Source organism: Collimonas fungivorans, assembly GCF_001584145.1.
Classification (GTDB): domain Bacteria; phylum Pseudomonadota; class Gammaproteobacteria; order Burkholderiales; family Burkholderiaceae_D; genus Collimonas; species Collimonas fungivorans.
Genome location: NZ_CP013232.1, coordinates 2642346 through 2665279, shown reverse-complemented (window position 1 = coordinate 2665279; position 22934 = coordinate 2642346). Strand labels below are relative to the sequence as shown.

Annotated in this window: 17 protein-coding genes and 1 pseudogene; 6 read left to right on the top strand and 12 right to left on the bottom strand. The window is 60.3% G+C overall.

The window, feature by feature from the left end:
• Positions 1–136: 136 nt before the first annotated feature.
• A complete protein-coding gene (locus CFter6_RS11525) occupies positions 137–1126 on the bottom strand; it encodes a sulfonate ABC transporter substrate-binding protein (RefSeq protein WP_061540039.1) in 990 nt (329 codons plus the stop codon).
• A gap of 266 nt (positions 1127–1392) precedes the next feature.
• Here CFter6_RS11525 and CFter6_RS11520 point away from each other — a divergent pair, with 266 nt between their 5' ends.
• The 3 genes from CFter6_RS11520 to CFter6_RS11510 all read left to right on the top strand — a co-directional run bounded on the left by CFter6_RS11520 (position 1393) and on the right by CFter6_RS11510 (position 6242).
• A complete protein-coding gene (locus CFter6_RS11520; protein WP_061540038.1) occupies positions 1393–2751 on the top strand; it encodes a DUF2252 domain-containing protein in 1359 nt (452 codons plus the stop codon).
• A gap of 375 nt (positions 2752–3126) precedes the next feature.
• Entirely contained in the window at positions 3127–4770 is a 1644-nt protein-coding gene (locus CFter6_RS11515) for a phospholipase C (protein ID WP_061540037.1), read from the top strand.
• A 101-nt stretch (positions 4771–4871) separates the two neighbouring features.
• On the top strand, positions 4872–6242 hold the full coding sequence (locus CFter6_RS11510) for a cytochrome-c peroxidase (protein WP_061540036.1): 1371 nt from the start codon (positions 4872–4874) through the stop codon (positions 6240–6242).
• Between the two features lie 73 nt (positions 6243–6315).
• On the opposite strand, the gene gcvT is transcribed toward CFter6_RS11510, so the two are convergent.
• From gcvT to CFter6_RS11470, 8 genes are all read right to left on the bottom strand, one after another.
• Positions 6316–7446 (bottom strand): glycine cleavage system aminomethyltransferase GcvT, encoded by a 1131-nt coding sequence (gene gcvT, locus CFter6_RS11505; RefSeq protein ID WP_061540035.1) that lies wholly within the window; start codon positions 7444–7446, stop codon positions 6316–6318.
• A 109-nt stretch (positions 7447–7555) separates the two neighbouring features.
• Positions 7556–10420, bottom strand: a complete 2865-nt coding sequence (gene gcvP / locus CFter6_RS11500; RefSeq protein WP_061540034.1) for an aminomethyl-transferring glycine dehydrogenase — start codon at positions 10418–10420, stop codon at positions 7556–7558.
• Positions 10421–10461: 41 nt separating this feature from the next.
• The gene (gcvH, locus tag CFter6_RS11495; RefSeq protein ID WP_082814715.1) at positions 10462–10863 is read right to left on the bottom strand and encodes a glycine cleavage system protein GcvH; all 402 of its coding nucleotides are present in this window, start codon (positions 10861–10863) and stop codon (positions 10462–10464) included.
• 200 nt (positions 10864–11063) lie between these two features.
• A complete protein-coding gene (locus CFter6_RS11490; RefSeq protein WP_061540032.1) occupies positions 11064–11858 on the bottom strand; it encodes an AraC family transcriptional regulator in 795 nt (264 codons plus the stop codon).
• Positions 11859–11874: 16 nt separating this feature from the next.
• Positions 11875–13122, bottom strand: a complete 1248-nt coding sequence (gene frc, locus CFter6_RS11485) for a formyl-CoA transferase (RefSeq protein WP_061542324.1) — start codon at positions 13120–13122, stop codon at positions 11875–11877.
• A 66-nt stretch (positions 13123–13188) separates the two neighbouring features.
• Positions 13189–13647 carry a PAS domain-containing protein gene (locus CFter6_RS11480; RefSeq protein WP_061540031.1) on the bottom strand — a complete coding sequence of 153 codons (459 nt, stop codon included), beginning with the start codon at positions 13645–13647 and terminating at the stop codon, positions 13189–13191.
• A gap of 108 nt (positions 13648–13755) precedes the next feature.
• Positions 13756–15027, bottom strand: a complete 1272-nt coding sequence (gene frc / locus CFter6_RS11475; protein ID WP_061540030.1) for a formyl-CoA transferase — start codon at positions 15025–15027, stop codon at positions 13756–13758.
• Between the two features lie 73 nt (positions 15028–15100).
• Positions 15101–16867, bottom strand: a complete 1767-nt coding sequence (locus CFter6_RS11470) for a thiamine pyrophosphate-binding protein (RefSeq protein WP_061540029.1) — start codon at positions 16865–16867, stop codon at positions 15101–15103.
• Between the two features lie 317 nt (positions 16868–17184).
• Here CFter6_RS11470 and CFter6_RS11465 point away from each other — a divergent pair.
• The 3 genes and pseudogenes from CFter6_RS11465 to CFter6_RS11460 all read left to right on the top strand — a co-directional run bounded on the left by CFter6_RS11465 (position 17185) and on the right by CFter6_RS11460 (position 19478).
• Positions 17185–17792, top strand: a pseudogene (locus tag CFter6_RS11465) (Crp/Fnr family transcriptional regulator).
• A 251-nt stretch (positions 17793–18043) separates the two neighbouring features.
• Positions 18044–18217 carry a hypothetical protein gene (locus tag CFter6_RS26000; RefSeq protein WP_167351377.1) on the top strand — a complete coding sequence of 58 codons (174 nt, stop codon included), beginning with the start codon at positions 18044–18046 and terminating at the stop codon, positions 18215–18217.
• 283 nt (positions 18218–18500) lie between these two features.
• The gene (locus CFter6_RS11460) at positions 18501–19478 is read left to right on the top strand and encodes an NAD(P)H-quinone oxidoreductase (RefSeq protein ID WP_061540028.1); all 978 of its coding nucleotides are present in this window, start codon (positions 18501–18503) and stop codon (positions 19476–19478) included.
• Between the two features lie 69 nt (positions 19479–19547).
• On the opposite strand, the gene oxlT is transcribed toward CFter6_RS11460, so the two are convergent.
• The 3 genes from oxlT to CFter6_RS11445 all read right to left on the bottom strand — a co-directional run bounded on the left by oxlT (position 19548) and on the right by CFter6_RS11445 (position 22899).
• The gene (gene oxlT, locus CFter6_RS11455) at positions 19548–20849 is read right to left on the bottom strand and encodes an oxalate/formate MFS antiporter (protein WP_061540027.1); all 1302 of its coding nucleotides are present in this window, start codon (positions 20847–20849) and stop codon (positions 19548–19550) included.
• 213 nt (positions 20850–21062) lie between these two features.
• Positions 21063–22073: a 2-dehydropantoate 2-reductase gene (locus tag CFter6_RS11450; RefSeq protein ID WP_061540026.1), complete on the bottom strand. Its 1011-nt coding sequence runs from the start codon at positions 22071–22073 to the stop codon at positions 21063–21065.
• 58 nt (positions 22074–22131) lie between these two features.
• Entirely contained in the window at positions 22132–22899 is a 768-nt protein-coding gene (locus CFter6_RS11445) for a fumarylacetoacetate hydrolase family protein (RefSeq protein WP_061540025.1), read from the bottom strand.
• Positions 22900–22934 lie beyond the last annotated feature (35 nt).

Sequence of the window (22934 nt, the reverse complement as noted above, 5' to 3'; positions counted from 1 at the left end):
GATGCGAATCCTGAATCCTTGAATGCCTGCTCATTTTGTCGGCAGGCGGAAAAATTGACTACGAATTTTTATGACGAAAAACGCATAAGCTAGTTTGCTAATCTCATATGCGCGTCGTCTGTTGCCTGTCCGCGGCCTATGACCGGCCCAGAGCCGCGGGCGCGGCGTCGCGCACGTCGATCTGCCGGGGAATCAGCTTCAGCTCGAAGAAAGTGTCGGCGATGACCTGCTGTTCCGCCAATATCGACCTGCTGATCGGCTCAGTGCCAAACGAAGAACGAGCCACCAGGACATCGACCACGGGCTTCGGCAAGCCCCACACCGCCGACAGTTCCGCCGCCAGCTCATTGCGGTTGGCTTTGCCCCAGATGTCGATCTTGTTGAGCTCTTCAACGGCGATGCTCAGGACATCGCCATTCTTCTGCGCGTAATCCTTTGATGAAAAATAATAAGCCCGGTTCTTGACGACACCGCTGGCGTCGGCCAGGATGCGCGCCGCCAGGGTCTGTTCGGCGGCCGCAAGGAACGGCTCCCAGATCACCCAGGCGTCGACCACGCCCTTCTCGAACGCAGCGCGGGCATCGGCCGGCGCCAGCCACACCAGGTTGACGTCGCTATGGTTCAAGCCGTTCTTCTGCAGCAGCTTGACCAGGAAATAGTGGACGTTCGAGCCCTTGTTCAGGGCGATCTTTTTGCCCTTCAGGTCGGCAACTGTCCTGACCGCCGAAGTTGCCGGGACCAGCACCGCCTCCACCGCCGGCCGCGGCACGGTCGCCGCGACATAGACAATCGGCGTGCCGTTGGCCTGGGCGAAAATCGGCGGCGCTTCGCCGACATCGCCGAAATCGATGGAACCGACATTCAACGCCTCCAGCTGCACCGGCCCGGCGCTGAACTCTATCCATTTGACCGTCACGCCCAGCGGCGCCAGGCGCTGCTCCAGCGTGCCGCGCCTTTTCAGCAGGCTCAGCAAGCCTTTCTGGTAGCCGACGCGCAGTTCACGTTGCGCCGCGCGTACGGCAAAAGGCGTAAAAGCCGCAACCGCAGCCATGCCTATGCCGGCCTGTAGCAGGCGGCGGCGCTGGCCGGCCCGGTTATTATTGTTGCGAGACTTGTTATCGCTCATATTGTCTTCCCGATGGAATGGATTACCCTGTTCAAGCTGCAAGCAGCGCTCAGCCCGAGCTTAATAAGAAGGCAAAACAAAAAGAACGAATAAAACCTTCTCTCCATAGTTGGAATTCAGATAAGCGCAATCCGGACCGTCCACGCCAGACAGGCTGTGTCTTCAAGCTGTCATATATGCTGTGCACAATCCGCGCTTGGTATAACTTGATACGTACGGCCGGCCGGAAGCCTTTCGGCTGGAGAGACTAGCCACGGAGCCTAGAAATGCAAAAAAAAATTCCCCGTCTTGCGATAATCCTGTGCCTTGCATCGTCCAGCGTCTTTGCCGCCAGCTCGCGGCCGGCCTGGGTAGTGACCGACATCTATAACTACAACCATCCCTACGCAGCGGCTGACAGCGCCGACCTGGCGACCAAGATGGAAACCATGGACAGCAGCGCGTTCCTGTTCTACCGCGGCACCGCCGACATTTTTTACCGCGACATGGCGACGCTGCCTGCGTCTGCCTACACCAGCGCTTCGACCGCTTATACCTGGCTGGGCGGCGACACCCACCTGGCGAATTTCGGCGCGTTCCAGGACAGCGGCGGCAAGGCGGTGTTCGGCGTCAACGATTTCGATGAAGGTTATCTCGGGCAATACGTATGGGACCTGCGCCGCACCGCCACCAGCATCGTGCTGGCCGGCCGCGAAAACGGCTTGAAGGACAGCGACATCACAACTGCCATCAACACTTTCGTCGCCGCCTACCTGAGCCAGCTGAGCAGCGTCAGCGGCAACAACAACGAGAAAAGTTTCCAGCTCACCGGCAGCAACACCAGCAGCGTGGTGAAATCGGCCATCAGCAGCTCCGCCGGCGACAAGCGTTCCGACCTGCTGTCCAAATATACGACTGTCAGCAACGGCAAGCGCGTATTCCAGGATAGCGCCAAGCTGGCCGCGGTCAGCAGCGCCACTTACAACGCCGTGGCGGCTGCGGTCGGTACGTATGTGCAGACCATCTCCGCCGGCAAGCAATATGCGGCCAGCTATTACACCGTCAAGGATGTGCACCAGAAGTTCGGTTCAGGCACCGGCAGCCTGGGCCGCCTGCGTTATTACGCGCTGCTCGAAGGGCCATCCAGTTCGACCTCGGACGACGTCATCCTGGAACTGAAACAGGAAGCCGCCAGCAATGTCGCCATAGTCAACGCCGGAAAACTGCCGGCCGCCGACTATGCCAACAACGAAGGCAACCGGGTCGGCCGCACCGGCAAGGCGCAACTGATCAATGCCGACGTGCTGACCGGCTACACCAGCATCAACGGCTTGCCGTTCTATGCACATGAAAAATCGCCGTTCGAAGAGGATTTCGACTACACCCAGCTTTCCAGCAGCAGCAAGTTCAACACGGCGATGACGTATGTCGGGCAGGCGCTGGCCAGCGCGCATGCATTGGCCGACAACGACTACGACAGTTCGGTGGTGCCGTTCAGCATCGAAGCCGAGATCACCAGCGCCGTGACCAGCAAAAGCGGGCTGCAGGCCGAAATCGCCAGCTTTGCCTTCAGCTACGCCGAGCAGGTGAACCTGGACTGGCAGTCTTTCAAGTCGGCTTATGCGGCCGGCATGCCGTTGTATTGAATCCTGTCTTTGACGGGCAAAATACCATCCTGAAAGCCCGCCGGAACGCGGGCTTTTTTCTCGTTATCGACTTGCGATTTCGTCAAATTCCAGTGGGAATAGTGTAACAATTTGTGACCGCCAGCGAGCCCGGAAATCGACTGTCGGTGATCATGACGTTGACAATCCGTCACCAGCGACAACGGCGGCAGCATTGCCCTGCGCTGCATTGCCGAGCGCTCGCGCCAAAATTCATATTCCCCGCAAATCCTCCGGTCCCGCAAATCGCAAGCCAAGCTGATCCAGGCTGCCGCTCCGTGTCATGTACATGAAATATCTCTGCGCTATCGTCGCTCGCGGTTATGTAGCAATACCCAACGTCCACCTGAGGAAAGCATGAAAAAGAATATGATAAAAGCCATCCCTGCCGCCTTGCTGCTGGCCGGGTTGGCGGCTTGCAGCGGCTCCGACAACAACTTGGCATCGACCGCCACGCCCGGCACGCCGGCGCCGGTTGTCAGCGCACAGGATGCGCTCGCCACGGCCACCCCGATCAAACACGTCGTAGTGATTTTTGGCGAAAACAATTCATTCGACCATTATTTCGGCACCTACCCTAACGCCACCAATCCCAGCGGCGAACCTGCATTCACCGCAGCTGCCGGTACGCCAGCCGTGACAGGATTGACGCCGGCGTTGTTGACCGCCAACCCGAATTCGACCAACACCGCCAACGGCACCGGCGCGGCCAACCCGTTCCGCCTCGATCGTTCGCAGGCTCTGACCGCCGACCAGAACCACGGTTATACCGCGGAGCAAAGCGCCTACAACGGCGGCGCCATGGACCTGTTTCCGAAAAATACCGGCACCGCTTCCAGCGGCACCGGCACCGGACCTTTCTTTACCAAAGGCCTGGTAATGGGTTACTACGACGGCAATACCGTTACCGCGCTGTGGAACTACGCCCAGCATTTCGCCATGAACGACAATTCCTTCGACACCGTGTTCGGGCCGTCGACGCCAGGCGCATTGAACCTGATCTCGGGCCAGACCAACGGCGTGACCCAGGTGGTCGGCAGCAACAGCTCAGCCCTGGTAGCCGACGGCCAGGGCGGCAAGACCATGATCAGCGATATCGACCCGTCCGCCGATACCTGCTCGTCGGCTACCAGCACCGCCACCATGACCGGCAAGAACATCGGCGACCTGCTCAACGCCCAGAACGTCAGCTGGGGCTGGTTCGAAGGCGGCTTCGACCTTACCGCCAGCAACCCCAACGGCACCACCGGCTGCGCCCGCAGTACCTATTCGGCCGTGCTGGGCGGTTATACCGCTGACTACATTCCGCATCACCAGCCGTTCCAGTACTACGCCTCTACCGCTAACCCAAAGCACACGCGCCCCAGTTCGGTGACGGCGATCGGCTCCAGCCAGGACGGCGGCGCCAACCATCAGTACGACACCAACGATTTCTTCGCGGCAGTCAGCGCCGGCAATTTCCCTTCGGTCAGTTTCCTCAAGGCCCAGGGTTACCAGGATGGCCACGCAGGTTATTCGAACCCGCTGGACGAACAAGCGTTCGTCACCAAGGTGGTCAATTTCCTGCAGCAGCAGGATGACTGGAAAAATACCGTGGTGATCATGGCTTACGACGATTCCGACGGCTGGTACGACCATGTGGCCAAGATAGTCAACGGTTCGAGCACTACCGCCGACACCTTGAACGGCGCCAGCACTTGCGGCAGCGGCACGCCGCTGAATGGCGTCAACGGCACGCCGGTGCAGGGCCGCTGCGGTTTTGGTCCACGCCTGCCGCTGCTGGTAGTGTCGCCTTACGCCAAGAGCAATTTCGTCGACCATACGCTGACCGACCAGTCTTCCATCCTGCGCTTTGTCGAAGACAACTGGCTGAACGGCCAGCGCATCGGCCAGGGCTCGTTCGATGCCATTTCCGGTTCGATCCAGAACATGTTCGACTTCAGCAACGGCGGCAAGACACCCAAGCTGAACCTTGATCCGAGTACCGGCCAGTCAAGCTAATCCCGTTTGGCGGGTTTTCCGGCGAGGCCGCGCAATGTGCACGGCCTCGCCGCCTTTTTTTTCATGACGACGCAGGCACGGCGTCGTTAACCGTGATCTCGATGAAACGTACTTCCATTTTATTATTTGCCGTACCGGGCCTGCTGCTGGCATTGGCCGGCTGCGATCGCCATGCGCCGTCGTCTCCTGTAGCAACGGCGCCGGCCACCGCCGTTACCTCCTCGCCTTCCAAGGAGCCCGGCTTGAGTGCGGTGGCGCAACTGGGCAAGAAGATTTTCTTCGATCCGTCGTTATCCGGCTCGGGCAAGCTGGCTTGCGCATCGTGCCACAGTCCCGATCATGCCTACGCGCCGCCGAATAACCTGGCGGTCCAGCTTGGCGGCCCGGCACTGGATCGCCAGGGCTTGCGTGCAGTGCCTTCCTTGCGTTACCTGGAACATACGCCAGTGTTCACCATCGGCCCCAACAGTTCCGTACCGGACAGCGACGCAGCGGCGGCGCCTCCTGCCGTGGCTGCCGACGTCAAAGTCGCCGCGGTCGCCAAAAATACGCAAGCCTCGGCTGCGCTGCTGGCGGCGGAGGCTCATGTGCCGATGGGCGGACTGGATTGGGACGGCCGCGCCGACACCTTGCAGAACCAGGCCCAGGGACCTTTCCTCGATCCCAATGAAATGGACAACAAGAGTTCCGCGGCCCTGCTCGGCAAGCTGCGCAGCGCTCCATATGCGGACGCATTGCGCCAGCTATTCGGCGCCAACGTGTTCAGCAATCCTGACCTGGCGCTGAGCGAAGCCTTGTTCGCGCTGGCGCGCTTCCAGCTGGAAGATCCGAGCTTTCATCCGTATGACAGCAAGTATGACTATTACCTGGCTGGCCGGGCCGCCCTCACTGCCGCGGAAACACGCGGCCTCAAGCTGTTCGAAGATCAGCAGAAAGGCAACTGTTCGTCCTGCCATATCGACAAGCCGTCGCGTGACGGCATGTTCCCGCCGGCCTTCACCGATTACCAGTTCGAGGCGCTGGCCGGACCGCGCAACAAGGAGTTGCTGGCCAATCGCGACGCCGATCACTACGACCTGGGCTTATGCGGACCGATGCGCGGCGACTACAGGAAACACGCCGCCTATTGCGGCCTGTTCAAGACGCCGACGCTGCGCAACAGCGCCACGCGCGGTGCGTTGTTCCACAACGGCGTGTTCAAGAACCTGGAAGACCTGCTGCATTTTTACGTGGAACGCGAGACCGATCCCGGCAAGTGGTATCCGAAAAAACCGGACGGCGGCATCGACAAATACGACGACCTGCCGCCGCGCTACAAGAAGAATGTCGATGTGGTGGATGCTCCGTTCGACCGCAAACACGGCTCCGCGCCCGCGCTCAATGATGCCGAGATCAAGGATATGGTGGCTTTCCTGCAGACCCTGAACGATGGTTACCAGGTCAACGCAAAACAGCAAAACGCTCCCAACTGAGACCGAGGGGCCTCAATTGGAACCAAGCGCCCTTTATTTTGCAGGCGCCAGGCCTGGCGCCTGCACCCGGGCTTCAGCCGCGGAAATAGCGGGTCGGGGTAAACGGCGTCTTGGCCACTTCGATAGGCACCGCCTTGCCGCGTACTACAGCCTGCAACAGCGTGCCGACCTGCGCATGGGCGCTGTCGACATATCCCAGCGCCACCGGGCCGCCCACCGTCGGGCCGAAACCGCCGCTGGTGATCTTGCCCACCTGCTTGCCGTCGGCGTCGACCAGCTCGGCGCCTTCGCGCGCCGGCATGCGATCCTTGAGCAGCAGGCCGACCCGTTTGCGGCCGACGCCCTGTTCAAGCTGGCGCTGGATCAGTTCCGCGCCCGGATAACCGCCGGCACGGACGCCGCCGGCACGGCGCGCCTTCGACAAAGCCCAGCCCAGGCTGGCTTCGACCGGCGTGGTGCTGCCGTCCATGTCATGGCCATACAGGCACAGTCCGGCTTCCAGCCGCAGCGAATCGCGCGCACCGAGGCCGATCGGCGCTACCTCAGGCTGCGCCAGCAGCAGCCGCGCCAGGGCTTCGGCGCCGGCATTCGGCACTGAAATTTCAAAGCCGTCTTCGCCGGTATAACCGGAACGGCTGATGAAGCATTCGCTGCCGGCCAGCGTGACTTTGGCGGTCTGCATGAACACCATCTGCGCCGTGTCCGGGGCCAGGCGCGCCATGACCGCGGCGGCGGCCGGCCCTTGCAAGGCCAGCAAGGAACGGTCGCTCAGTTCTTCGATCTGGCAATGGCCGGACAGGTGCTTGCGCAAGTGCTCGGTGTCCTGCTGCTTGCAAGCTGCGTTGACCACCAGGAACAGGTGATCGCCGGCATTGGCGACCATCAGGTCGTCCAGGATGCCGCCTTGCGGATTGGTGAATACCGCATAGCGCTGGCGGTTCACAGGCAGGTCGACGATGTCGACCGGCACCAGCGATTCCAGCGCGGCTGCGGCGCCGGCGCCGCTCAGGCGCAACTGCCCCATGTGCGAAACGTCGAACAGGCCGGCCTGGCTGCGGGTGTGGTTATGTTCCTTGAGAATGCCGGTCGGATACTGCAACGGCATGTCGTAGCCTGCAAACGGCACCATCTTGGCGCCGAGCTCCAGGTGCAGCTGGTATAGCGGTGTACGCGCCGCTGCCGCGGCGTTGCTGGTGTCACTCATGAAAAATTTCCTTTTATCAGTTGCAGGGTGGGCAGGTTTTTTGCCCACGCGGTGGTCGCCTCATCCATATCCGCGTGGGCACAAGTGCCCACCCTACGGTGTACGCACCCTATTCGTAATCCAACATGGGCGGACAGGAACAGACCAGGTTGCGATCGCCATAGACATTATCGATCCGCCCTACCGGCGGCCAGTACTTGTCCTGGCGCAGCGATTTCAGCGGGAACACCGCCTGTTCGCGCGAATACGCGCGCGACCATTCGTCAGTCAGGTCCTGGCTGGTGTGCGGCGCATGGCGCAACGCCGTCTGCTCGGCCTTGATATCGCCGTTCTCGACCGCCCTGATCTCTTCGCGGATCGCGATCATGGCGTCGCAGAAGCGGTCCAGCTCTTGCTTGGATTCGCTTTCGGTCGGCTCTATCATCAGCGTGCCGGCTACCGGGAACGACATGGTAGGCGCATGGAAGCCATAGTCGATCAGGCGCTTGGCGACGTCTTCCACCGTGATCCCGGTCTTGTCCTTGAGCGGACGCAGGTCGATGATGCCTTCGTGCGCGACCAGTCCGTCGCTGCCGCTGTACAGGACCGGATAGTGCGGCGCCAGCCGGTGCATGATGTAGTTGGCGTTGAGGATCGCCACCTGGCTCGCCTGGCGCAAGCCTTGCGCGCCCATCAGCGTGATGTAGGCCCAAGTGATAGGCAGGATGCTGGCGCTGCCCCATGGCGCGGCAGAGACCGGCGCAATGCCGTTTTCCAGCATGCGGTGGCCTGGCAGGAACGGCGCCAGGTGGGCCTTGACGCCGATCGGGCCGACGCCGGGACCGCCGCCGCCGTGCGGAATGCAGAAGGTCTTGTGCAGGTTCAGGTGCGAGACATCGCCGCCGAAAGTGCCCGGCGCGCACAAGCCGACCATGGCGTTCATGTTGGCGCCGTCGATGTATACCTGGCCGCCGTGGGCATGGACGATTTCGCAGATCTCGCCGATGGCTTCTTCGAACACGCCATGGGTCGAGGGATAGGTAATCATCAGCGCCGCCAGGTCCTTGGCGTGCTGGTCTGCCTTGGCGCGCAGGTCGGCGACGTTGACATTGCCCTGCTCGTCGCATTGCACCACCACCACCTGCATGCCGGCCATGTGGGCGGTAGCCGGATTGGTGCCGTGGGCGGAACTAGGGATCAGGCAGATATTGCGCTGGCCTTCGCCGCGGCTCTGGTGGTAGGCGCGGATCGCCAGCAAACCGGCGTATTCGCCCTGCGAGCCGGCGTTCGGCTGCAGCGATACGGCATCGTAGCCGGTGCAGACGCACAGCATCTGCTCGAGGTCGGCCACCAGCTGCTGGTAGCCCTGGGCCTGGTTGAGCGGCGCAAACGGATGCAGGGAACCGAACTCAGGCCAGGTCACCGGGATCATCTCGGTGGTGGCGTTGAGCTTCATGGTGCAGGAGCCGAGCGGTATCATGCTGCGGTCCAGCGCCAGGTCCTTGTCTGCCAGCGCGCGCAGATAACGCAGCATCTGGGTTTCCGAATGATGGCTGTTGAATACCGGATGCGTCAGGTAGGCGCTGCTGCGCGTCAGTGCCGCCGGTATTTTTTCCTCGGCGCTGGCTTCCAGCGCGTCGAACGCAGGCAACGATTTACCTACGGCAAAGATGCCCCACAGCGCTTCGACATCGGCGCGGGTGCTGGTTTCGTCCAGCGCGACACCGACGCTGCCGTCGTCGATCAGGCGCAGGTTGACCGACTGGCTGCGCGCCGCGGCGTGGATATCCTGGGTATGGCCGCCGGTATGCACGGTGATGGTGTCGAAGAAGCTGGCGGTCGGCACCGCATGATGCAGCTGGCGCAGGCCCTCGGCCAGGATCGCCGTCAGCCGGTGCACCCGTTGCGCGATCGTTTTCAGCCCGCTTGGGCCGTGATAGACCGCATACATGCTGGCGATATTGGCCAGCAGCACCTGCGCGGTGCAGACGTTGCTGGTGGCTTTTTCGCGGCGGATATGCTGCTCGCGGGTCTGCATCGCCAGCCGGTAAGCCGGTTCGCCGCGGCTGTCGATCGAGACCCCGACCAGGCGTCCGGGCATGACGCGCTTGTGTGCATCCAGGGTGGCGAAATACGCTGCGTGCGGGCCACCGTAGCCGAGCGGCACGCCGAAGCGCTGGGCGCTGCCGATCACTACGTCGGCGCCGAATTCGCCAGGCGGCGTCAGCAGGGTCAGCGCCAGCAGGTCGGCCGCAACCACCACCAGCGCCTGCTTGTCGTGCGCCAGACGCGCGGTAGCCGCGTAGTCGTTGATCTCGCCGTTCAGGGTCGGATATTGCAGCAGCACGCCGAAGCAATCGAGCCGCTCCAGGTCCTTGAGATGGTCGCCTACTACTACCTCGACCCCGATCGGCGCGGCGCGGGTGCGCAGCACGTCGATGGTTTGCGGGAAGCAGTCTTGCGAAACGAAAAAGGTGTTGCTCTTGCTTTTAGACAGGCGCTGGCAGAAAGTCATCGCCTCGGCCGCCGCGGTGGCTTCGTCCAGCAAGGAAGCATTGGCGATTTCCATGCCGGTGAGGTCGGTCACCATGGTCTGGAAATTGAGCAGTGCTTCCAGCCGCCCCTGCGAAATTTCAGGCTGGTAGGGCGTATAGGCGGTATACCAGGCCGGGTTTTCCAGCAGGTTGCGCAGGATGACGGTCGGCGTATGGCAATTGTAATAGCCCATGCCGATATGCGATTTGAACAGCTGGTTCTTGCCGGCGATTTCGCGCAAGGCCGCCAGCGTTTCCGCTTCGCTGCGCGGTGCGCCAAGCTTCAGCGGATGGCGCTCGAGGATGGCGCTCGGTACGACTTTCCGTATCAATGCCTCGATCGAATCGAAACCGAGGGCGGTCAGCATGGCCTTTTGTTGGGCTTGGTCCGGGCCGATATGGCGTTCAATGAAATCGGCGTGTTGCGCCAGATCTTCAAGAGCAGGCCGTGATTGTGTCATGGGTGCTTCCTTCATTTAATGAACAGTAGAGTTGCGCTTATTTAAGCCAGGCCTTTGATCAGCTCGTCATAAGCCGCTTTGTCCATCAGACCGTTCAACTCGGCCGCATCGTCTATTTTCATCTTGAAGAACCAGCCTTCGCCCAGCGGATCTTCATTCACCTTTTCAGGAGCATTCGCCAGCGCTTCGTTGATTTCGACCACCGTGCCGGCAACCGGCATGTTGATTTCACTTGCAGCCTTGACCGACTCGATCACCGCGGCTTCTTCGCCCTTGGCGATAGCGGCGCCGACTTCAGGCAGCTGCACAAAAACCAGGTCGCCCAGATGGTCTTGCGCGTAAGCGGTAATGCCGACCGTCACCAGGCCGTCGCTTTCGACACGCAACCACTCATGCTCAACCGTATATTTTTCTTGCCCCTTGTTTTCCTGACCCATGCCCATCTCCTTTATAAAAAACCATGATATTCAAATGACTTATCCGAATTTTACGACCGAAACGCCCTGCATGATACCGCCATACAGTTCGATTCGACAGCCGGACGCCAGGCAGGAATCGCCAGGACGAGCTAAGGCCTTGATTCTTCGGGAATTATCGATGCAAGGAAGAAAGCGCGGGGAAGCTGGCCGGCCGTAACAGCCGGCTAGCGGTAAAACGCGGTGGGGGTGCTGCCGAAGTGTTTCTTGAACATGGCGCTGAAGGCGCTCTGGCTGCTATAGCCCTGGTCTTGCGCCGCGGCGGCGACCTTGCCGCCGCGCGCCAGCTGCTCCATGGCCTGCAGCAGCCTGGCTTGCTGGCGCCAGTGGCCGAAACGCATGCCGGTCTGGCGCAGGAACAGGCGATGCAAGGTGCTGGTCGATATCCCGAGCTGGCCGGCCCAGGTTTCGATTGTTACCTGCTTGCCGGGAGTCGCCATCAGCAGTTCGCACAGGCTGCGCAGGCGCGCCGCCAGCGGCAACGGTAAATAAAGGGGAAGCACGGTCACCGAGGCCAGCTCGTGCAGCAACAACTGCAGCATGTGCCAGTTGCGCGCGTTGGCGTCAGTATTGGCATCATGCCCGGCCGAGTTGCCATGGGCGGCGGCGATCAGTTCGCGCAGCAAGGGCGAGATATCCAGCACGCAGCTGCGCGCAGGCAGGTGCGGCGACATGGCGACGTCCAGCAGCAGCGTGCGCAAGCCGACCTCGCCGTGCATGCGGGCGCCGTGCACACGGATCTGGTGATCGACATGTGCCTGCAGCCAGACCGCGCGGCCCGGCGGCACCATCCAGCGCCCGGCCGCCGCGTCGACCGTCATCACGCCACTGGTCGCATACAGCAGTTGGGCGCAGGAATGGCGATGCAGCGGGATGACGTGGCCGTCGGGATAGTCCGCAGCCGACGTCACAACCGAAGCACCGGCGGAATTCAATGCCTGATAATCTAATTCTGCTGTCATGTCGTCGGCCCGTTTTTCAGATCACCTTCTCTTCACGCAGCGCGGCGATGTAATCCTTGCCGTAGCCGAGCTGCGTCAGCACTTCTTCGGTATGTTCCCCCAGCAAGGGAGAACGCGTGACATCGGTCGGGCTGTCCGACATCTTGATCGGATTGCCTACCGTCAGGTACTTGCCGCGTGCCGGGTGGTCGATTTCGACGATGGTGCCGCTCTGGCGCAGCGATTCGTCTTCGGCGATTTCCTTCATCGACAGGATAGGTCCGCACGGGATATCGTACTGGTTCAGGATATCCATGGCTTCGAACTTGGTCTTGCTCATGGTCCATTGCTCGATGCGGGCAAAGATCGGTTTCAGGTGCAGCAAGCGCGCCGCCGGCGTGGCGTAAGCCTCGTCGGTGATCCAGCCCTCCTCGCCTATCACCTTGCAGACCGCCGGCCAGACCGCGCCCTGGGTGATGAAATAGATATAGGCGTTAGGATCGGTTTCCCAGCCCTTGCACTTCAGGATCGAACCCGGCTGGCCGCCGCCGGAAGCATTGCCGGCGCGCGGCACGGCCTCGCCGAACTTGCTGTCCGGATATTGCGGATATTCGTGCATGGTGCCGGTGCGCTCCAGCCGTTGCTGGTCGCGCAGCTTGACGCGGCACAGGTTCAATACGGCGTCCTGCATCGGCGCCAGCACCTTCTGGCCGCGGCCCGACGTGTGACGCTGGAACAGCGCGCTGACGATGCCCAGCGCCAGGTGCAAGCCGGTGCCGCTGTCGCCGATCTGGGCCCCGGTGACCATCGGCGGGCCGTCGTCGAAACCGGTGGTGGACGCCGCGCCGCCGGCGCACTGGGCAACGTTCTCATAGACCTTGCAGTCTTCATATTTGCCGGGCCCGAAACCCTTGACCGAGGCCACGATCATGCGCGGATTCAACTCCTGGATGCGTTCCCAGGTAAATCCCATGCGGTCCAGCGCTCCCGGTGCAAAATTCTCCACCAGCACGTCGCAATCCTTGATCAGCGTTTCCAGCACTTCCTTGCCCTTGGGATTCTTGGTGTCCAGCGTGATGGAGCGCTTGTTATGGTTCAGCATCGTGAAATACAGGCTGTCGACTCCGGGAATGTCGCGCAGCTGCCCGCGTGTGGCGTCGCCTTCGCCGGCGCGTTCGACCTTGATCACATCGGCGCCGAACCAGGCCAGCAGCTGAGTGCAGGTCGGCCCTGACTGGACATGGGTGAAATCTAGAATGCGCACGCCATCCAGTGCTTTGCTCATGAAAATCTCCTGTTTATATTTATATTTGCACCGCGCTTTTGCCATATAGCCGGTGCCATCACGATCTTAACTGGATTCGGCCGCTGGTGTAGTCAAGGCAGTCAACCTGGCTTCCAGTTCCGCCAGACGTTTGCGCAAGGCGCGATCCTCGGCAAAGCGGCTGCTTTCGTCGCGGATGACGGCAACGATCGCCGCCACCTTGTTGTCCGTCGTATGCAGCAGCGCCACCGTAAACGCGATCGATAAGGTATGCCCGTCCTTGTGTACGGCCGGCACCCGCAACACGTCGTTGCCGTAGCGGGTAATGCCGGTATCCATGGTCTTTTGATAACCATCCCAGTGCCGCTGGCGCTGGCGTTCGGGGATGATCAGGTCGAGCGACTGCCCTAGCGCTTCGCCTTGGCTAAAACCGAACATGCGTTCGGCCGCCGGATTCCACAAGGTGATGGCGCCCTTGGCGTCGGAAATCACGATGGCGTCTCCGACTGCTTCCACCAGCTGCTTGAGATCGAGTTCGGATGACATGTCCCTGCTCCTAGTTTATGCATTTCGCATGTAAAAACGGCGTCCTGGGCGGACGCCGTCAATCGTCCTGGGGACGACTCATTGGCGATTACTCGCCTGCCGTCATCTTCAGACCGCTTCTGCTTTGTGCAGTTCGGCAATCTGTCCGGCGCTGTAGCCCAGCACGTCCGCCAGCACTTCGTCGGTGTGCTCGCCCAGCAACGGCGATCCGGTGATTTCCGGCGTCAGGTCGGAGAACTTGATCGGGCTGCCGACAGTCAGGTATTTGCCGCGTTCCTTGTGATCGACTTCGGTGATGGTGCCGCTGGCGCGCAGCGACGGATCGTTGGCCAGTTCTTTCATGGTCAGCACAGGTGCGCAAGGAATGTCGAATTTGCGCAGGATGTCGACCGCTTCGAACTTGGTCTTGTCCTTCAGCCACACTTCTATGGTGTCGAAAATTTCGGTGATATGCGGCTGGCGCGCCTTCGGCGTGTTGTAAGCCGGATCTTCTATCCATTCATCCTTGCCGATCGCCTTGCAGATAGGCGCCCAGGCATGGCCCTGGATGGTGAAGTAGATATAGGCGTTCGGATCGTTTTCCCAGCCCTTGCACTTGAGCACCCAGCCTGGCTGGCCGCCGCCGCCGGCATTGCCGCCGCGCGGCACCACATCGCTGAACGTGCCGTGCGGGTATTGCGGGTACTCTTCCAGGAAACCGAGCCTGTCCAGGCGCTGCTGGTCGCGCAGCTTGACGCGGCACAGGTTCAGCACGCTATCCTGCATCGACACCGCAACGCGCTGTCCCTTGCCGGTCTTGTCGCGGCCGATCAAGGCGGTCAGGATGCCGATCGCCAGGTGCATGCCGGTGTTGCTGTCGCCCAGGGCGGCGGCGCTGACCGTCGGCGGGCCGTCCCAGAAACCTGTGGTGGAAGCCGCGCCGCCGGCGCACTGGGCGACGTTTTCGTAGACCTTCAGGTCATCGTAGTGGTGGCCGTCGCTGAAGCCCTTGACCGAGGCCACGATCATCTTCGGATTCAGTTCGTTGATGCGTTCCCAGGAAAAACCCATGCGGTCCAGCGCGCCTGGTCCGAAGTTCTCGACCAGCACGTCGGATTCCTTGATCAGCTTTTCCAGCACCAGCTTGCCTTCGGGCTTTTTGGTGTCGAGTGTGAGCGAGCGCTTGTTGCTGTTCAACATGGTGAAATACAGGGCGTCGACATCAGGGATGTCGCGCAGCTGCGAACGCGTGACATCGCCGGAACCCGGACGTTCGACCTTGATCACATCGGCGCCAAACCATGCCAGCAATTGTGTGCATGCAGGACCGGCTTGCACGTGCGTGAAGTCGATGATGCGGATGCCGTCCAGTGGTTTTGCCTTGCTTTTTTCTGTGCTCATTTCAAATCTCCTGTTCAACTTGATCGAATTTTATGTGCTGCTTAGTGGCCTATTAAGCGGCTTATTAAGCGGCTTATTTGTACATGGTCTGAGCCATGGTTCCCGGGGCATACACCGCAGGATCGACCCAGATATTGACCACCGCACAACGCCGTGTCTTGCGCACCGCTTCCCGCGCCCGCTGCAACGCGCCAGCGATCTGCGCCGGATCGCGCACCTCTTCGCCATGCCCGCCCAGCATCTCGGCAAACTTGCCGTAAGGGATGTCGCTCAGCAGGTTGCCCACATTGCCGCGCTCTTCGCCGTATTTCGCCAGCTGGCCATAACGGATCTGGTTCATCGCCGAGTTGTTGCCGATCACCGCGATGTACGGCACACCGAAACGGTTCGCCGTTTCCATGTCGAACGACGTCATGCTGAACGCGCCGTCGCCGTAGTAACACATCACTTCCTTCTCCGGATTGGCCAAGCCAGCCGCAATCGCAAAACCAGTCCCCACGCCCAGGCTGCCCAGCGCGCCAGGATCCATCCATTGGCCCGGATTGCGCGGACGCACCGCTTGCGCCGAAATCGTCACCACATCGCCGCCGTCGCCGATGTAGATCGTGTCGTCGTTCAAGAACTCGTTGATTTCATATGCCACCCGGTAAGGATGGATCGGCGAACTGTTCGACTTGAACAACGGCATCAGCTTCTCGGTCGCGATCGCTTCCTGCTGTTGCAATTGTTTCATCCAGGCGCGCCGCTTCTCTTGCGCTGTCTTGTTGATGCGCCCGCTCGCCGCCTGCAACACCGCCCCCAGGATCGCGCCAGGATCACCCACCAGGCCCAGCGTGATGTCGCGGTTCTTGCCCACCGTGCGGTAGTCCTGGTCGATCTGGATGACCTTGGCGTTCTGGCCCAGCCGTTTGCCGTAGCCCATGCGGAAGTCGAACGGCGTGCCGACGATCAGGATCACATCGGCCTTGTCGAATCCTTCGCGCCGCGTGCGGTCGAAATGATGCGGATCGCCCGGCGGCAGCAAGCCGCGCGAGGCGCTGTTGAAGTATGCCGGGATATCCAGCCCCCGCACCAGGTCGATTGCTTCCTTGTGCCCGCGCGAGGACCAGACCTGGCCGCCGTACAAGACCACCGGACGCTCTGCCTGCACCAGGATGTCGGCCAGCTTCTCGATATCGGCCACGTCGCCCAATGACCGCACCGATGCACGGTATTGGCCGGCAGCAGGAATCACGGCCTTGCTGATCTCGATCTCGCGGTCCAGCACGTCGCGCGGAATTTCCAGGTACGCCGGGCCAGGGGCGCCGGCAAAGCAGGCGCGGATCGCCATCGACACCATGTCGGCTACCCGTTCGGTGGAACGCACACCTTCGGAGAATTTGGTGATCGGCCGCATCATTTCGGTATGCGGCAAGTCTTGCAAGGAACCCATCATGTGCTGGGTGATGCCGCCCTGGCCACCAATATGCAGCACCGGGCTTTCCGAACGGAACGCCGTCGCAATCCCGGTCACGGCATTGGTGCAGCCCGGACCTGCCGTCGTCACCACCACGCCCAGCTTGCCCGTCTGGCGCGCATATCCGTCGGCAGCATGGGCTGCGACTTGTTCATGGCGCACATCGATGATGCGGATGCCTTCATCGATGCAACCATCGTAAATATCGATAATATGGCCGCCGCACAGCGTAAAGATCGTGTCTACGCCTTCATTCTTCAGCGCACGCGCCACCAGGTGCCCACCTGACACCACGCCGGCGTCGCGGCTCTTGCGTTTGAGCGTATCGTCCGCGGTCGTACTCGACGCCGGTGCGACCTTCGACTCGGATATCACTGCTGCCATTGCTCCTCCTGTTATCGGTTATCTGCCGCCGCAATACCTCTTGCATTGCTTCAGCTTGATGCCATCTTAGCCAGCTCATAGAGAGGACGGCATTGACCTTGGTCAAGTTTTCACGCATCATCTTCTCAGGGTCCGTTAAGGAATAAGTTGGGCATTTGAGCGGCCGTAGCTAGTGCGAAGCAAGGCGCACGACGCGCCGCAGTGCGAGCACTGCAAGCGGTGGGCAACGCAGCAGCGCGCTAGCTAGGGCCAGCACAAATGTTCAACTTATTCCTTAACGGGGCCTTAGACTGTCGACCATCCCTTAAAACACCTACATGACCCTCATAGAAAACCACCCAGAGAAAAACATCATTCGTGTTCAGCTCAGGCAAAATAATGTTTTAAAAGACTTGGACGAGAGCGAAATGCTCGAGTTGGAATCGCACTTGATCGTAGTGGATGGCGGTAAAGGAGAAATTCTGCTGCACCAGGGCATCCACGAGATGGAGCAATATTTCATCCTGGACGGCATACTCAAGCGCGTAGTGACAAATCAGCAAGCGAAGGAAATGATCCTGCGCTTCGCCGACGAGCGCGACATGGAGACCAGCTACGCCGCATGGCGACTGAAAACGCCGACGCCTTACAGCATCGTCTGCGTATCCAAGGCGCGGGTTGCCAAGCTGCCATTGCAGCAATGGGCGGCGTTCATGGACAAGCATCCGAAACTGAAACATGCCTTCGAATATGAAGTGATGCGCCTGATGAGCGAAATCATGGCGCATACCATCACCTTGCATTTGCTGGATGCACCGGGCCGTGTGCACCGCTTCTTGCGCAAGCATCCGGATCTCTACGATCGCATGCCGAAAAAAGAGCTCGCAACCTACCTGAATATTTCCCCGAGACCCTGAGCCGGCTGAAACACCAGGGAAAAATCTAAGCAGCAACCAACATCGTGTATACTTTGTGTACACACGATGCCTCCAAAACGCTGAATCCAGCCGTCGCAGCCGCCCAACCTGATCAAATCGACCGAATTCTGTTGTATTCCTGGCAGATCTTCTTATATTGCAGCGCAAGATATTGACAGATGACATACCTGTTATTGGATAATGTCATTAGAAAAGTCATTATTGAAAATATATAATGCAAAGCAGCATAAGAGATTCTTACTTTGACAGGAGCACTACCGTGACTACAGCAACCAACAGCTACACCCCGGCAAGCAGCACTGGTTTTTCCGCAAAAGTGGCAGGCGTCGCCTATGCTGTAGCCGCGACCCTTCTGGCAGTCGACCTGCGCGAGTCCCTCGACGCAGCAACTACCGGCGACAAGACAGACGCCACCTACACCTGGGGCCTGTAATTCCCGGTGTTGCAAGGTCACCCCGGTGACACTGCAGATGGTGCAAAAAACAGCCGATCATTGATCGGCTGTTTTATTTTTGGCGGCCGATTCAAAGCCTCCGGCAATCTTCCAGGACGGCGCTTCCGTGCTGCAACATAATATAGATATCTGGTCAGGTTATATCACCAGGTAAAACCCAGGCCTAATTAAAAAAATGCGCAGGAAGATTGAGCCCGATCAATGCGCGGCCCGTGACATCTTCGTAGACTGATCCGATTGCCAACTACCGGGATCGGATTCCATGCGCGCCATCAACATCACCGCCTTCGGCGGACCAGAAGTCTTGCAGCTAAGCGAACAGCCGGTGCCCGCCTTCAAGGCCGGCGAGCTGCTGATCAAGGTGCAAGCCGCCGGCGTCAACCGTCCAGACGTATTGCAGCGCGCCGGCCACTATCCGGTGCCGCCCGGCGCTTCTGCCTTGCCCGGCCTGGAAATCGCAGGAGAAATTGTCGACGGCGACTTCAGCGATAGCGGATGGCGCAAAGGCGACCTGGTCTGCGCGCTGGTCCAAGGCGGCGCTTATGCCGAATACTGCACGGCGCCGGCGGCGCTGTGCCTGCCGGTGCCGGCCGGCTGGAGCGTGCTGGAAGCAGCGTCGTTGCCGGAAACCTTTTTTACCGTATGGAGCAATGTATTCGACCGCTGCCATCTGGCGCCCGGTGAAACCTTGCTGGTCCAGGGCGGCACTTCCGGCATCGGCGTCGCTGCGATCCAGATCGCCGCCGCGCTTGGGCACCGGGTATTCGCCACCGCCGGCTCCGACGAAAAATGCCGTGCCTGCGAAGTGCTGGGAGCGGAACGCGGCATCAATTACCGCACCGAAGATTTTGTCGAAGCAGTAAAAACCGCCACCCAAGGCAAAGGCGTGGATGTGATTCTCGACATGGTGGCGGGCGATTATATCCAGCGTGAACTGAACTGCCTGGCGGACGACGGCAGGCTGGTGTTCATCGCCATGCTTGGCGGCGCCAAGGCAAACGTCCATTTCGGCCAGGTCCTGCTGCGCCGGCTGACCATCACCGGATCAACCTTGCGGCCCAGGCCGGTGGCGTTCAAGGCCGCCATTGCCAGCCAGCTGCGGGCTCATGTCTGGCCATTGCTGGGGGGAGGGAAAATCAAGCCGGTCATTTTCCGGACCTTCCCGCTCGAACAGGCTGCGCAAGCCCATGCACTGATGGAAAGCAATGCGCATATCGGCAAAATCATGCTCTCGTTGTGACGGATTGAGCGGAACAGGCAAATGCAACTGCGGAATGGCGTCAGGCGCCATTCCGCGTACTGACCGGGACTAGCGTTTGATCGCAGCCGCGGCATGCGGATCGAACCCGGATGAATAGGCCGGCACGCCCTTATCCACCCAGCGCTTGCGCATCGGCGCCAGTATGAACTTGGCGACCAGGCCGGCGCCGATGGTGATGATGGAAGCGGCCAGGAATACCCGGTTCCAGGCGCCGCCTGCGGACAGCACCGAAGTCAGCGGCACCAGCAAGGCTGCGGTGCCTTTCGCTGTGTACAGCGTGCCCGCATTGCCGGCGGCAAACTTGCTGCCGAAGGTGTCGGCGCAGATCGCTGGAAAGATCGAAAATATCTCGCCCCAGAACAGGAACACCAAAGCCGCAAACAGCATGAAGGCATACGGATTATGGCCGTATTCTATCAATCCCAGCAAGGCCAGGCCTTCGCCTATGAAAACAATGAACATGGTGTTTTCGCGGCCGATCTTGTCGGAGATGAAACCACACAGCGGCCGTGTGAAACCATTGCAAAGATTATCGATGGAAAGCGTCATGGTGAGCAACGGCAAGGTTACGCCCAGCATCGTCATCGGCAGCTTGGCGATGCCGAAATCCTTGGCGATCGGCGCCAGCTGCGCGGTGGCCATCAGGCCGCCGGCGGCGACGGCGACGAACAGCACATAGATCAGCCAGAACACCGGCGTCTTGATCATCTGTCCCGCCGTGTAGTCGATTTTTGTCATGGTGATCTTCTTCGATACCACCACGCCCTTGGGCGGCACCGGCCTTACCATCAGCAAGGCCAGCAGGAAAATGCACACGCCTTGCAAGATGCCGAAGAACAGGAAAGCCCTTTCGTAGCCGGACGACTGGATCATGTTGGCGATCGGGATCACCGTCACCGCGGCGCCGGCGCCGAAGCCGGCGGCGGTCAGGCCTGCCGCCAGGCCACGCCGGTCGGGAAACCATTTCAGCGCATTGCCGACGCACGTGCCGTACACGCAGCCGGCCCCTATGCCTGCAATAATCGCGGCGGCATACAGTTCGATCAGGTTGGTCGCCATCGAATTGATCACCCAGCCGGCGCCGGCAAACAGCGCACCCATGGCGATCACCGGACGCGGGCCGAATTTGTCGACCAGCCAGCCCTCGATCGGCACCAACCAGGTTTCAGTCACGATGAAAATGGAAAACGATAATTGAATAGCTGCCTGGCCCCAATGATGTTTGGCGTCCATGGGATTGACGAACAATGTCCAGGCATATTGCAGATTGGCGACCAAGCCCATGCAGATGATGCCGATAATCAGTTGAATCCAACGATTAGGAGCTCGCTTGGCGTTACTGGTGTCCATGTATCTTGTCTCCTGATGATTTTAGGATGCTTATTTATTATGGGTGCGTGTTATTGAATACATATTATTTCGATGCGACCGCAAATATCCCTGTGACGGCAATATACGCAACTTGCGCCATGATTCATTCTGCGAGAATTTCCGGGCTTAATCCTTGACGACGGTTAAGATTGTGCACTTTGCCGCCGCGCCGGATCAGCCATGCGCCGCGCTTCAGGCGACGCGCTGCAGCTGCACCTGGCCGCGCTCTTCCTCGAAGGTCTTGGCCAGCAGTTTCACCAGGGCGTAGACCGTATCGAGATGCGGCGTCGGCGTATGCGTCAGGCGCGCCAGTTCAATCACCGAACCGACCAGCGCATCGATTTCCAATGCGCGCCCTGCTTCCACGTCTTTCAGCATCGAAGTTTTGTGCTTGCCTATTTTTTCGGCGCCGGCAATCCGCTTGTCGAGCGGCACGCGGAAGCTGATCCCGAGCTTGTGGGCGATTGTCTGCGCCTCGGTCATCAGCGCCGCCGCCAGTTCGCGCGACAAGGGAAACTGGCAGATGTCGACCAGCGTCGAATGGGTCAGCGCGCTGATCGGATTGAAACTGAGGTTGCCCCACAGCTTGAGCCAGATTTCGGAACGGATGTCGTCCAGCACCGGCGCCTTGAAGCCGGCGTTGACAAAACACGCCGAGATGCGTGTAACCCGTTCGCTGCTGGAACCATCCAGCTCTCCCAAAGGAAAACGTTCGCCTTCAAAATGACGCACCACGCCCGGCGCTATCAGTTCGGACGCCGGATACACCACGCAGCCGATCACCCGCGAGGCTGGAATTTTTTCGCCGATCTCGCCGGTCGGATCCACCATTTTCAAACGGCTGCCTTCCAGGGCGCCGCCGTTCTTGTGGAAATACCAATAGGGAATGCCGTTCTGCATGGTGACGATCGCCGTCTCCGGCCCCAGCAGATGGTGCAGCTGGTCGGCGATGCTTTCCAGCTGGTGCGCCTTGAGCGCCAGGATGACCAGGTCCTGCCTGCCGGCCAGCCGGTAGTTGTCGGTCGCCTTGGCCTGGTCGGCGATGTGCTCCGAACCATCCTCCAGGATCAGCTTCATGCCGTTGCGGCGGATGGCCTCGAGGTTGGCGCCGCGCACGATAAAGGTGACATCTTCGCCGGCCAGCGACAGCTTGGCGCCGACATAGCCGCCAATGGCCCCTGCTCCCACAATTGCGATTTTCATGATTGCTCCGTACTAGTAATAAAAAACCTGGAAGCGCTGCTGCACCAGCAACCCGCTCCTACTCAAAGCGGTTGCTGAGCTTGCCTATGCCTTCAATCTCGATTTCCACCGTGCTGCCTGGCTTCATCGAGCCGACCCCGACCGAGGTGCCGCACAAGATGATGTCGCCGGGGTAAAGCGTCATGTCCTGGGAAATCAGGCTCACCAGCTGCGTCGCTGAAAACAGCATGTCGCTGACTGGGTAATCCTGCCGCACTTCGCCGTTCAAGATGGTCCGGACTGTCAGCGTGCCGGGATCCAGCCCGCTTGCCACTACCGGTCCGAACGGACAGAAGGTGTCGCAGCCCTTGGCGCGCACCCACTGCGCAAACGACGGATCGCGGTTCAGGATGTCTGCCACCGTGACGTCATTGGCGCAGGTATAACCGAAGATGTATTTACCGGCCTCGGCTTCGGCCACCCGGCTGGCGGTTTTGCCGATCACGATGCCGAGTTCGCCCTCGAACACCACTTTGCCGCCTGCAGCCGGCTGGCGGATGGTTTCCTGTGGATTCAGATAAGAATTCGGCGACTTGATCAGGTACAGCGGTTCGGCCGGCCGCGCCAGGTTCAGCTTGGCGCCAAGTGCGCCGAAGTTGTTCCACAGCGCCAGGATCTTGCTCGGTCGGGTCGGCATCAGCACCTTCACCTCAGCCAGGTCGACAAACAAGCCGGACGGCTTCGGCGCGGCGAACATGTCGCCTTCCCATATCTGCACCCGCTTGCCTTCCAGGGTGCCGAAGCGGACTGTATTCTGGTATGTGAACCGTAGCCAGCGCTGTATCATTTTTAATCTTTCCCCAACCTGTCAAGAATTTGAAG